The 13,457-nt window shown below is 50.1% G+C and carries 7 protein-coding genes; 3 read left to right on the top strand and 4 right to left on the bottom strand.

Features of this window, described 5'->3' with window-relative positions; all coding sequences use genetic code 11:
• Window positions 1-910: 910 nt before the first annotated feature.
• Window positions 911-1,144, bottom strand: coding sequence for a hypothetical protein (locus tag ACQ4OD_RS13210; RefSeq protein ID WP_430944411.1), 234 nt, complete (start codon window positions 1,142-1,144; stop codon window positions 911-913).
• A gap of 128 nt (window positions 1,145-1,272) precedes the next feature.
• Here ACQ4OD_RS13210 and ACQ4OD_RS13205 point away from each other — a divergent pair, with 128 nt between their 5' ends.
• From ACQ4OD_RS13205 to ACQ4OD_RS13195, 3 genes are all read left to right on the top strand, one after another.
• On the top strand, window positions 1,273-1,926 hold the full coding sequence (locus tag ACQ4OD_RS13205; protein ID WP_430944410.1) for a hypothetical protein: 654 nt from the start codon (window positions 1,273-1,275) through the stop codon (window positions 1,924-1,926).
• Window positions 1,923-3,023, top strand: a complete 1,101-nt coding sequence (locus ACQ4OD_RS13200) for a helix-turn-helix domain-containing protein (protein ID WP_430944409.1) — start codon at window positions 1,923-1,925, stop codon at window positions 3,021-3,023. The genes ACQ4OD_RS13205 and ACQ4OD_RS13200 overlap by 4 nt, the downstream gene beginning before the upstream one ends.
• Before the next feature lie 164 nt (window positions 3,024-3,187).
• A complete protein-coding gene (locus tag ACQ4OD_RS13195; protein ID WP_028700110.1) occupies window positions 3,188-3,394 on the top strand; it encodes a hypothetical protein in 207 nt (68 codons plus the stop codon).
• A gap of 180 nt (window positions 3,395-3,574) precedes the next feature.
• On the opposite strand, the gene ACQ4OD_RS13190 is transcribed toward ACQ4OD_RS13195, so the two are convergent.
• The 3 genes from ACQ4OD_RS13190 to ACQ4OD_RS13180 form a co-directional block, all read right to left on the bottom strand.
• Entirely contained in the window at window positions 3,575-7,588 is a 4,014-nt protein-coding gene (locus ACQ4OD_RS13190; RefSeq protein WP_430944408.1) for an NACHT domain-containing protein, read from the bottom strand.
• Between the two features lie 395 nt (window positions 7,589-7,983).
• Entirely contained in the window at window positions 7,984-9,057 is a 1,074-nt protein-coding gene (locus ACQ4OD_RS13185; protein ID WP_430944407.1) for an RES family NAD+ phosphorylase, read from the bottom strand.
• A 322-nt stretch (window positions 9,058-9,379) separates the two neighbouring features.
• Window positions 9,380-13,306 (bottom strand): reverse transcriptase domain-containing protein, encoded by a 3,927-nt coding sequence (locus tag ACQ4OD_RS13180; protein ID WP_430944406.1) that lies wholly within the window; start codon window positions 13,304-13,306, stop codon window positions 9,380-9,382.
• Window positions 13,307-13,457 lie beyond the last annotated feature (151 nt).

The following is a 13,457-nucleotide window of genomic DNA, read 5'->3' as shown; positions in this document are numbered from 1 at the left end:
ATTAGGAGACATAGTGCCATGTTGGTATGATGGCAAAAAGCCATTGGTTCGATATCAAATGGCCTTTGTCAATAATGGCCATGCGCTACGATTTCGCAATTGCGGAAAAAATCGTATCATCCGACGACCGGTCGACGATCGGTAAGCGGACCTTTCGCCTAGGACTTAGTGGCCCTGCCCAGTAGCGAAAGGCAATCGGATTCAGCCTGCCCGATGGTGTAATGGAGCACTTTCGGCCAGACGCGAGGCCCTGGGCTCGTTTCTGGAGCGGGCTGCTCAAGGAGTAGCTATGTTGATGCTCATCCTCAGGGTCGCACTGGCCATCTACCAAATCTGGAAGATGATCCGCGATTACTACAACCAACGTTGATAGTACGTGCGCCTCAGCCATCGGGCTGAGGCGCACGCCTGAGTGCTGCGTGGGGCCTTTAATTCCGTCTGGCTACCTAGCCAGTGGGTTAGTGGTAGCGAATGTCTAGGCAACGAAATGCACTGTCGCAGGCTCCCCGGCAGCAAGCCAGCGTGACCATTCTACCAGTTGGCTTCCTGCAAACCTCCCTCTTGTGCGAGATCTGGTGTCTCTGCGGTTAGTGGCGATCCACTAGTCATGCTCGAAATTGAAAAAGACGAACGTTCCCGGGGTGGTGCTTGGTCAGGACGTGCAGGTTATGCAGGTGGCGGGGCAGGGGGGGGCAGCCCATGCCCTGAGCATGCCTTGCCCTTCAACCCTAGACGTTGAACCGTGCTGCTGAATCGAGTCCGTCGATGTCGCCCTCTTCAACTTTCAGATCTAGCATCTGGATGACGAGGTCAGCCATCCGGTCCGGCACCTAACGACCCAAAGCTGCCTGCCCCGGTCCCGTTGGTCAGCAGAGGCTTGGCCGGAAGCCCGGCCAAGCAGGTTGGCACATCACCGCCGGGGATCGTTCTCCCACGTGGTGCCGTAGTAGTCTTGGATATCTTTGCCCCAAGTCGGGTCGCTCATGTTTGGCCGGTTGTCCTTATCGAAGCCTGGGGCGTTCTTCAGGCGGTCCTTGTAGGCATCAAGGACGAAGCGCTTGTTCACCGTATCCAGGCGCAAAGCACCCCACGGCACGGCGAACAGCTTTTCACCCATCCCCAGGAAACCGCCGAACGACAGCACAGCGTACCCCCAACGACGGCATCCTCGCGAAGGCGGGGTAGGAAAGACTATGCGACCTCCAATTCGGTTTCCTTTTTTTTTACATCAATTGATGTAGAATAAGCGGAAACAACATGAGGTCGTCCACGATGCTCGATCAAGATTTCGCTTTCTCCGATGTGCCGCCCCAAGTCGCTGTCAAACGCTTGTTCGATCTCTCGGAGGCGGAACTCCGCGAGACAGTGAACGCTTGTGCTCGGGCCTACCTGAGCGAGAGCCCGTTGCATCCAAAGGGGGCTGGCGGTTCGATGGCCTGGATGGAGGGTACTAAGGTCATTCGGTCTGTGATGATCCCTAAAGGGTGGCGGATCGAGAACCCGGGCAACCAGCCACGCGTCGTATCCCCTGATGGAAAACATGCCATCACCGTGATCTGCGGAGATGAGCACACCGGGAACCATGCCCGTACGCCAATGACGCGTAACAAGAAGGGGCGTCAAACGAGTCAAGGTGTGTCGTATAATGTGAGGCAAACGGAGTTATTCCCTGTTTCTCGTGAAGAACTCCATCGGTACTCTCCCCATAGCGACCAGACTCTGTGGATCTTGCTTTTTTATGTTGACAAGGAAGCTGGGGAAGTGCGGTACGAGCTATCGCGACCAATTAATATTGCTGAAAATGAAAAAGTAGACGATTGGAAGCCAAGATTCATTATGCCTTCCTTGCAACTCGGTGATAACATTGACCCACAAGGTCCAGAGCCTTCATCCGATATCGATATTCCAGTAATTCCAAGATCATGACAGAACTGAGCGATTTCAACCCATCTCGGCTAATCTTAGCAAGGCAACGCCGAAGCTTTACCATGAAATTGCTCGCGGATCGTGCAGGTTTAAGTAGTAAGCTTATCTCTCTTTACGAGAGTGGTAGCCAATCGCCTACAAGTGAAAGTCTTACAGCGATAGCAAGAGAACTGAACTTTCCCATTCAGTTTTTCCTAGGTAAGGATATCGAGTCTCCTACGGGAGAAAATGCGAGTTTTCGATCATTTTCCCGTATGACGTCAGGTCAACGTGATGCTGCTCTCGCCGCTGGTGGTATTGCTTATCTGTTTTCCGACTGGGTGGATCAAAAGTTTAACTTGCCCTCGCCTAGTATTCCAGACTGCTCTGGGATGGATCCCGAAGCGGCAGCCATGGTTGTTAGGTCAGAGTGGCTGCTTGGGCATGCGCCCCTAAAAAATATGGTCCATCTACTTGAGTCGAAGGGCGTTCGTGTTTTTTCACTTGCTGAAGAAACAAATCAGGTGAACGCATTTTCCTGTTGGCGCAGGGGAACTACTCCGTTTGTATTTTTGAATACCCAGAAGTCAGCGGAAGCCAGTCGCTTTGATGCAGCGCATGAATTAGGCCATTTAGTCTTGCACCGGCATGGAGAGAATAAAGGTAAGGAAGTTGAAGCAGAGGCGAATAGTTTCGCTTCGGCTTTGCTCATGCCAAGAGAGAGCGTGCTTGCCTACGCATCTCATTGCCGAACGATTGCAGACATTATCAAAGCTAAGAAGTACTGGAATGTGTCTGCCATGGCGCTCGTTTACAGGCTTCACAAGGTAAGTCTACTAAGTGAATGGACTTATAGAGATCTTTGCGTTGAGCTTTCGAAAAAGGGCGCGCGTACAAGCGAGATAGATCCTTCTCCACGTGAGACGTCCCAGGTTCTCCAAAAGGTGCTGAGTTTCACCCGAGAATCCGGGAAATCATTACAGGCAGTAGCCGCAGAGTTGAGCTTGACGCAATCCGAGCTGACGCCGATTCTGTTTGGCTTGGCTCCTGTCTCGCTCCCGGGGCGGCAGGACGCTTTGGCGGCACCCCGAAAGGGGGCGAATCTGCGTCTCGTTTGAAAATTTTGGTCAAACCGATCATTCTCTGGACGGATCCCTCACAGGTTTGCGTTAGCTCACAACCTGTCTAGGGATTCGTGGCTGTTACGGATTAAGTCGCAGTCGGCGCCGTGGACGGCATGCAGGTGGTGCATTTGCTCAAAACGTTGATTAAGGGTAGCCACATGCCAATAAAGCGAGACGTACTTCTACCTGATCATCCTGCCTACACGAACGCAGTGGAAGCGCTGCGCCTCTATCATGAGGCACAGAGAGATGGAGCCTCAGCCATAGAGGTGGAGCGACTTCGCCAGATTGCGGAATCGCTGTTTCAGGCGGTAACGGATCATCAACTCCGAGCGCTAGGGAAGCCCGGCGGTACGATCCACTGATCATCATGGAAGGCGCTATGCGTCAGCCGCGACTGACCGCAATCGACCCATTGCTGCCCTTCAGGAAGGGCAGCTAGCGGCCAGAAGCGGTCATACCGCCTGCGTACAAAACTAGGGGAATTCGGACTGCAATATATGGCATCTTCTAGGCCTGCTGCGCTCGTTCGGTACGATCCTTCCTTAGGGTTTAGAAACGTCCAGAACAAACACATCGATTAGGCCAGCTAGCTCTGGTGGCATCGTTTTCTCGATGCTGCTTTTCAGCTCCTGAGAGGTGTGGATATTTCGGTTTTTAATTCCTGCGACGTTCACATCTCGGCCAAACCAGATCACAAGATAAATGCCTTGGTGTTCAGCATCGGGGTGGATGGAGTAGCGCGCATATAGTTGCGCCGCCGCGGCAGTATATAACTCTCTATGCCACTGACCTTTTACCTCAGTCACAAGCAGCCGTCTTGTACCGCCAATCAATTTTGTCGCAGTGAAATCGCTGCGGTTAGCACTTTTTAGCTGGTGCTCCGTTGTAATTGTGATGCCTTGAGGCTTGAGTATTAGACTGAGACGTTCAGCAATGATCTCGGTAGCTCGTACTTCGTTCAAGTGCTTATTATTGTCGTAAAAGCGATCCGCAGAGTTAAATTCACCACCATTTATTGCTTTCTGAAAATCTTGAAGCTCTTGGAGGACGACTTGGCGCAAACCCTCAACATTCACCACCATGTCGCGATCCAGTCGATCGACGATTTCCTGTGGCGTTGGCGGTTCGAATGACCTCCGTGCAATCTGACTGATTTTACGAGCACGTATGCTCCTAAGATCGTTGTACATGTCTGCGAACTTCGGATCGGCAAGGAGACGATCAATGACACGGACGGCGTCATCGGAGACGTCTAAATCGATTAACCAAACAATTTCTTTCAAAAAGCGGTACGCATTTTCTTCATCGGGGCTTCCCGTACCCCAATGGCTCGGGAGGTCTACCTTTGGCCACTTGTCAATGAAGGCCTCTAGAACCGCCACCACTTTTCTTAATGTGAGCTTGGGCCAATGGGAGTGTTCGCCATAGTTAAATCGTCCTGAGCGCTCACTAAGCGAAAATATATTATTCTTTTCGGTTTTTAGCCAGTTCCAATATGCTTCAGGCGCATCTTCTAAAAAATAGAAAGCGCGCACCAACCAGAAAATGCGCCTATTTTCGAGGTCTTCATCGCCGGTCGGACTGGGCCACGCGGACATAAAAGCTGAGCAACGTTCTGCGATGATTTTTTGAAGAGCATCGCGATCACCGAATTCGGCCGCAATTTCAAAGAGCGTATCAAGCGGCCCGAGCGCCAGATCAGAAAATCTGTCAAGCCATTCTATTGAGATTGCTGCCCGTAGTTGGCTGAAGACCTCATCACCGCGTAACAACCAAATTTCGGGGTGTTGACAGCCCTTTTGTGCGAGTTGGGGCTCGACATATTGCCGGAGAAAGGTTTCGGCACTTCCCGTACCTGCGAAAATCAATCGGTTGACTTCATCTTTCAACGCATCACGCTCTTCATCCGACACCGCACCGTAGCCCATGTCGAGATTAGTTCGTAGCGCATTCAGTAACGGCAGATCGACATTTTCTAGGTTTCCGTCGCTGCGCATGATTTCCAAGCAAGCTGCAAAAAGAACAGGCTCAGTGTGCGCGCCCTGCGATGCACACTGTAATTGTGCAAGTCTGAGCAGATTAGGTACATTGGGAGCAATGAAATCCAGGCAGTTTCTGAGAGCTTTACGAACGAGCACTTCATCACCGAATTCATGCTCAATTTGATCGGGCGCGTTAAGTACGAGATCAGCAAAGCGCGCAAGGCAATTCCAATGCCGACCACTTTCAATAAGCTCTCTGTTGTCCCGCAAATATTGGATGTTCAACTTATTGATGTCGCTTTGTTTCCGGTGGCGGTGTCTCATTATCCGTCTGTGGGTAGACATGCTTTTTTGTTGAGATTGTGCAAGTTGCGCGATTGCTCTGTTGAACTTTGCCCACTCGCGCATTAAAGAAGGCTTCTCCAATGCCTGTTCACGCATGTGTCGTCGCAATTTGTTTGGGCCTCGCAGTGCTTGGCTTTGATTGAAGCTATGCATTGCGATGTAGCTCGCCCACAGGGCTGGGTTATCAATTTCAAATGCCAGGTCGACTATAAATTTGTAATCATCGGATTGAAAGCGAAGGCCGGAGTGAGCGTGAAAATCAAATTTCTGTATTTTGGTCTCGAAAATATCGTCGCTATTGGTAAGGGGGCCAAGTGCTTGTGCCATAATTTCTCGGCGCAATCCATCGTCATTTTGAAGCACTTGAACTGACTTGCTCTGATCTGTTGATTTTTGCTCATGAAAAATCAGATTTTCGATCCAATGCCAAACCTTTTTAGCGGCAAAAGGAGGCGTTGCCAGGTCAAAGTATCGATCCAGCATTAGTCCTACAATTTTGCTGATTCCAATTCGACAATCGCATTCATAATGTTTTTTCTTGCATGTGCAAGCAAGGTCTTTGGTTAAGTCATCAAGTAGCCACTCGATTGATATTAAATTAAGTCCGCCAACGAAGCGCTTTATGAAGTAACGAGTGCCGACTGTTGACTTGTAAGGTACTTGATGACGAGGATAAAGGCTTGAGCAGACTCGAAAGAAGCTGGCGAGGTAATCTAAACCTAAAGCTTCTACGCCGATAGTTGTTAGGATGGTTACCGCAATTTTCAGAGAAGTATGACTGGCCTCAGAGACTAGGACTGCTAAATCGGCGCGATGGTCATGGCCGGACAGGTCGAGCAGACATCTGCTAGCCAACAAGCGAGTGTGTTCGCTCTCGCTTGAGTCTAACACTAGTTGACGCAGCTCTTGCGTCAGATGCGCAATCGCTGGTGACCCCGTCAACAGTTCAAGAATTAAATCACGCAAATGCCCATCACTGCCGCTCGCTAGCAGGGGTTTAATCTCTGTCATAACCTCTTGGGTGAAGAAACCTGAAGCACTGAACCGGCGCCAAGCATCTCCTCGGCGGAAATAGGGGTCCTTCGTTTCGACGTCTTTCAGGCCCTGTATAAGTAGACGTTTTGAAGAGTGCTCAAGTTGAGAGGGATCACCGTTTGCAAGTACCGCATAGGGATCAAGCTCAATAGCAGTCTCTTGAATGGATCTGTTGCCTAGCGCCGCGAGCCAACCCAGTAATCCCCGGAGTTCATCTCGAACTGTATTGTTCGGAGCGATGATAGGTAGGCATTTATGTAATGTCAGAGGGTCAGCTGGATCAGCGATCCGCTTTGTAAGGTAGTCTGCCGCACAGTATTCAGCAACGATCTTGTGGACGGGTCGATGCTGATCTGCACTATCGCCAGGTTTGAAAAGCCGAGTTGCCAAGATGCCTTCAGCAGCTGTGTGCTTGTCAAAAAGTGATGCCAGCAGTGGATAGATTCGATCTGCGGTTAACTCGCTCGTCCCTATTCCTTCTGCTCCGGACAGCAAAAGCTTGGCGAACACTTCGGACGACAGGGCAACCCTTTGTTTGATGGATAGGGTTTGGGCTACATTGACGTTAGCTTCCTTCGCCAGCCGCTCGACCGCTTGTGAAAATATATTTCGCTTATCTGTAAAGTGCCTGCCGCTTTCAATATAGGCATCTGCAAACATCTTGAGAAATTGGGGGTTTGGGAGTAACGCTCCTAAGTCGAATCGAGCTACTTCTGCTTGGAACTTTGAAAATTCCTCACCTCGGACATGATGATGAAAAATTTCTCGCTGTTCCCCCTCTTCAAACTCGCAAAGCCTAACCACCAGCGGTGAGCATCCTAGATAGTCTTCGAATGCATTGGTGGCAGCAGTACCCCACTCGCTGGATCGGCTCGAAATAATGACGTGCGTTGGCTTAGCTTTTCTGGCGTTAGCAAGAAGGCTGTGAATGCCCGTTTGATCGAGTTTGGCCAGCTCATCAAACGCATCGATCACGAGTGGGGAATTCTCGGTGTCGGCCCCCAAGTGTTTGAACTTATTTGCGGTAACAGTTGAGGTTCCTAGCTGTCGCGCTAGGCTTCCCATAAGCTCAGTTTTTCCGCCTCCGGGTTCTGCTAGGACAACAACGTAATTCGAAGCGGCAAGCAACGCTTCTTCAGTGTAAATTCTTTCTTTACTGGAGAGGCTGCGCGTAAGGTAGAAAGTTGAATTCATAGGATAAATTCTGCGTTTTTGATGCACCTTATTTACGGTGCTACGTCATCTCAGTCAGGTCAGTTTCACTGACTGTTCCTGCTGATGATGGTACGCCATTTTTACCCAAAATTGGGCTTGTAAAAAACTTGACGCTCAGTTTTTCGGTACGGTGTCAATCTCAGCAAGAGCTAGCTGCCTGATCATCGGTGCGTGATGCTGTTTTGCGTTTACACTCTACGTCGCCTCCAAGTTGGTAGATACATCTGAATGACCGCTTTTGGCCGTTTGCTGCCTTCTCCGAACGGTCGCTATGGGTCGAAGGCGGTCATTCTCGACCGGCCGCAATCGAGCCAAAGCTGCCCTTCAAGGAAGGGCAGTAGCCGCCGTTGATCTGAGAACCTCTAACATTTCGGTCAATACTGCACGGGGCCGAAGTGTCCTCTATATCCGACCTGAGTGAGTACCAAACGATTAATGCATTGGACGCTTACCAGGTCGTTCTCAAGCGGACGTCCAAACAAAGCAAAATTTTTAATTGTGTATGCCTCTGCGTATTTTTCCCGATCAGGATGACAGCGCCGCAGTGACATGCCATAGGCGGTTTCAAAAGGATGGCCGCCAGTGCGAATCAAACTGAAGAACGACGGGTAAATTATGCCGTCGAAGCCCGCTTCTTTGGCTGCTAATGCAATTGCTCTGGAAATCTCATAGGAGTGAGAACGTGCCAGGAAGAGCATATGGATAGCCATATCCAAGCTTTCGAACTCCGTCACATCCTCTTCGAGTAGATACGTAAGATCCAAAAGCCGTAAATTTCGCTTGGACGCTAGGGTAGCAACGTAGATGTCGTCATCTGCCGACGCCCGACACTCATGAATGCAAACGTCGATGTCCTGCGATCCGTACATGATGGGAAAGCCTGGCGAATCGAGTCGCCCCTTTCCAGCGAGTGCAATAGGCGGGCTATCATACTCTGCCGGATCAGCTGGACGTTGTGGGCAGATTCGTAGGCGATAAAATTTCTGCCCCACTTCAAGTGTCTTTTCTGGGTATTCCTCCACTACGCGCTTGATGATTTTCGACCGCTTCAATTCGTCCTGAAGATCCTTAAGTGGCTCGACTTCGCCCACCATCCAGAGGCGTGGGCCGTAGTGGAAAAAGCCAAGCTGACCAGCCTCCTCAAGAAGCCTGATGTCATCTTTGAGCCAGATCGAGGGCGATATATCGCTCCTCCCAAAGTGATGCTCGTTGCACTGAATAATAGGCGCTGCACCATAGTCGCCACGGACGGTAGTGCCACCTACAAAAAAACGCCATGCAAGAGCTTCAATTAGCTCCTTCGTCAGCTTTCGGCCTTCTTGGCTTTGGCAGTTCGGACATTTCACATGCTCCTCGGTGCCGAGCTTGAATGCATCTATCCGCAGTCCTTCATCCGTGAAACATTCAGAGCAAAGGAGGGTTTGATTCGTCTTGTCAGTTTCTTCCATAGTTCTACCGTGGATGCTTTTATGGGATGGAACTCAAACTTTAGACCAAGCGGATCGCTCCGATTTTGGGCTCAAGTGAGCCGATTGCTATGGTCCGATTCTAGCCGACCTATGCCTTCACAAAGGGCCGCTTTGGGTCGAAAGGGCCGTTCGCCAGTGTGCGCGATTGACCTATAGCTGCCGGTGGTTAACAGCAGCAATTGGCCAGAGGCGGACGTCGACCCATCAGATCACGGTGGTTTAAAAAAGAGAGCGGTGGTGCCCACCTAGAAATATCTGGTCAACATCGCTCTCTATACTGGAGTTAGGGAATATCGGATTCTTAGTGTGCTCTTCCTCGATAGCCCGCTGGCGCTGTCTTAACCTGCTTTGGTGACTTCGCTGGTTTTGTCGATTTGAAAGGTGTAGGGTCGACCTCAAAAACACAGACAGCGACTTGGTTTGAGCCGTGAGTGTGGGCAACTAAGCGTTCATGCTTTGGAAGTGGGACCTGGGCTGTCGAACCGCCGAATTCGCCTGAGTTAGCGAGAACCACGGGTTGGTACATATGGAAGTGCAGTGCTGCCACCATGTTGTCAAAGGTCTGTACGTCCTGGTTTAATGCTGAAACTAGGAAAATGTCTGAGCGATCGCGTAAATCTGCCACTAAGTCGAGATCGGTCGCATCGTAGCAGATTGCCGCGGCTATGCGTGTTGGTGAGGTCGTACCTACCGGAAGCTCTACCAGAGTCACATGAGGACGATATCCCTTAATCCCCATTTGCTGTTCAAGCTTCATTGGATGTAGTTTGCCCTGCCAGATATATTGTATGTTCCTTCCCTGATCTGGCGCGTCAGTACGTATCAACCATAGTCCCTGATTTATCGGTCCGCCGCATTTGGTTGAGTGCATGAACGTAAGCCCAGTAAAAATATTGGCTTTAAGCATGTCGGAGAGGCGGCGGAGGAAAAATACATGCTCGGGATGAACTGCTAATTCAGGGAAAAGAATTATATCTATCTTGCAGTCGTCATCTTCTCCGGGCTTTAATGGTCGAGACGAAGCCCAGGCGCGCAATTTGGCGTGAGCTAGGCGACACACTTCAGCCAGATGGCGTCTGTGTTGTGACAGCATGGCAGGAGTCCAGTACGTCGGGTCCTTGATGTCAAAGTCGTCCATTCTAGGGCGAAGAGTTTGAACAATGGCTACCCGCAGCGGTCTGTCCACGAGAGGAGCATCGTCACTTGTGGGTATAACGTAGAAGGGCGTTTTGCTACGTGGACCAAATAGCTCTCGTTGCTCCGAAATTCGTTTTTCTAGAATTGCGAGAAGCTCTCCTGGAGTGCGTACCGACGAAACTGGGGCCGCATCGTTAGCTTTAAATTCAATCCCAGGCCATTGGAGTAGTATCGAGAGAAAACCGGATAGCCAAGGGGAGATTGGTGAAGGCTCATCCAGCATCCCGCTGCCAGAATTCAGCATTCCAAAGCGTCGTTTGTACCAGCTGCTACGAATACCTCTGTACCGGCCAGTTTCTTCAGTTACCAAGAATCTTCTCGTAGTGAAATCGAAGTCACCAGTTAACGCGGATCTGAGAATACGACCTAGACCGTACATCCAGGTCTGATCATCGCTTACCCACTCTGGATTTTCGTATAGCGGATTATCTTCTGAGTCCTCGGAAAGGAGTACGCTCAAAAAGTCGGAGCCACTTGGAAGTGATTGTATCTGATCCCAGTTTAAACACGTGACAGTGATGTCTATAGGGCTAAGTCCCTTCGAAAGTCGTTCTTCAATACCCGGAGTAGTGAGGAGCGCTTTGGCAAGCATCAAGAGACCGTTTTCTTGGCTAAACGCGTTCATTGGATCTTGCATGACGCGGAGCAGCTGGCGCGTTGCAAGCACTTTATTTTCTTTGTGCCTAGCTGCATTAATACGACCGATTTCGAGCACGGATTGAGGTACAAATTTTTTCCATTTGGGCGGAGTGCCACCCTGGGTTATTGTCGCCTCTAGGAGTAGGTCGGGTCTTTCCAGTGCAACTAAATGTATGACTTTTTTTATGTGAATAGTTGATGGTGTGTCACGCAAGCCCTCAGAAAGCCAGGCTGCGAAGCGCCGGGGATTAGGGTGCATCTGCTGAGCTACAAGTGCATACGGGATCGTTCTTACCAGCTCCAACCCTTTGGCGCGCTCAAAAAGAAGGGCGCTTCTCAGTCTCTTATAAGGATCATTCACAGTGGGATCCTCGATATCTTCGAGGCACACGCCGTTATCTCCTATCGATGCTAAGTATAGGAGTGCCTGTTGTAGCAAGTACCACGGTGATTGATTTCTCTCAACGATAGCTCTTGCAAAGCTGCCAAGATCCTCTCTGTAACCTTGAATGTCGACACTGTGAGGATAGCTTTCGCTCTCCCTGAAGCCAGTTTCAACAATGCCCGCGCGAAGCAAGTCTGCGGCAACGTATTCTGCACTCTTCAGTTGGCGCTGCTCATTCTGACTGGGTTCATCGGGAGCCTCGAAGAGCTTTGCGTTAAGTGCTTCTAATACTGGTGCAAGTAATTTTGGGTGCGGGAATAGATCAAGCCCACATCTAAGCAGTAACACTAGGGCGGGGTTTTCTGCCCAGCACTTAATTAATTTGCGAGCTGTGGATTCGAACTCATGGGCCAGTGCCTCCCCGCCATTCATGCGATCACCTAGGGACTCTCCTGTATCATCAGGTGCGCTTAGATCAGTCATGGCTAGACGCTGCCTCATCAACTCCACGAGACGAGTAGCCACAAACCGTTTCACAGTGTCATCTCTCACATCCGTTGCGGGTGCCGCAATCGTTGCTAGCCGTAGCTTAGATTTTGGTGGCTCTTGTGATCCTTCGATCTGATCTGAAATCCATAGTAAGCCTTCTAGGCCGCCAGCAGCTTGTGCTAGTGAATCTATATCAAACGTTCCGCTAAGCTCTGCCCCAAGAACGCTCATTAGAGTCGAAACGTTATTTTGAGAGGACATTGATCGATAGGGCGTTATAGAGCACTTGTCTTCAGATAGGAGAATCTTCTTTTTAGCTCCAAGGCGATTTCTGTGCTCCTCTAGTCTTTCAATGACATGCTCTTTGACATGCTGGAGGGGTGAGCTATGACTTGGTGCTTGGACAACGATTCTGATGTCATCCACGTAGCGACAATAATCTAGTATTTTGATGTCGTCTTCGCTAATTACGTGTTCGCTGCGGGTGTCACTGTCCAGCGCTTGATCGAAGCCAATCAAGTATGCATTTGCTAAGAAGCCGGAAGCGACGAGGCCTTGTGGCAGGCCAAGGTCTAATTTCTCTGTGTTTGATTCTTTGAATAAATTAGCATGTTCATTGTCGCTGGCTTTCCAGCGCCATTTTAATATTTTTTCCGCTTTTTCCCAGAATTCCTTGTCAGCACCATTGTCAGCTTGCACTTGAAATTTCAGGTTGTACTCGGCCTCAAGGCGCTTTAGCTCCGTCACCAACGCTTGGCGGTCTACGCGATCATAGAAGGACTTTAGATCAAGTGATACTACGAACAGTTCCTTACCTTTGGGTATCCTTAACGCAGACTCAGCACAAATTTGTCGTGGGCGAGATAGGAAGGCACGATAGTCTTGGTAGTATTTTCTATAGGTCTGGCTATTGCCCCAAGAAAAGTTTGCTTGAGCACGGCCGCCGTGACTTTCGAGCCAGCGGCAGTGAAGCCGATTCCCATAACTAGTAAGCCCTTTGGAACGAGCCTTTACTGCATCATATTCGTCGGGGTTCCCTTGGTTTGACTCTATTGATTCAGCTAGACACATCATTACGGCAGTGGCTAGAGACTGATCACGAATACATATGTGTGCAAGAGGTCGGAGCTTTTGAAGACTTGGCTCCTTAGATGTGTTGTCGTCTTTGTTTGGAGCAGGTGTCCAAGCGTGAAATATTGAATCGCTGCGAGTGGTATCTAAGAAATCCTCATATTTTGGCTCAGGGTCCGACTGGAATATCCACCTTCCGTTTTTGGGGGCAGGTACCAGCATCATTTCCTTAGTCCGAAACTTAGGGTTTTCCAAGGCCTTGGCCCACATGCGCAATTGCCGCTCTAAATTGACTGTTGATCTATCGAGTTCAAGCACGTCAGCATATGAATTGTGGCGTCGGATGAAGCCTTGAGACTTTTTCCAGGCTTGGGCCAGAATGACGATGTCTGTGAGCTTCCCGCCATGTGGGCGCAAATTTTGATATTCTGATTTTATGATGGACATCATCTCTCTCTATTTGGGCGGGCACGGAAGCTCTAAGCCAGCGTGCGTTTGGCTGATAGCACGGAGGGAGAAAGAAGGAGGCATCTAGCCTTCTGTCGAAGGAAACCTTCCTTGATAACGCCTGCATGCCATAATCTCAAGGTGATATCAT

This window comes from Pseudomonas sp. WC1 (assembly GCF_050586565.1).
Classification (GTDB): domain Bacteria; phylum Pseudomonadota; class Gammaproteobacteria; order Pseudomonadales; family Pseudomonadaceae; genus Aquipseudomonas.
The sequence above is the reverse complement of the archived record's forward strand: the minus strand, read 5'-3'. Positions and strand labels throughout refer to the sequence as shown.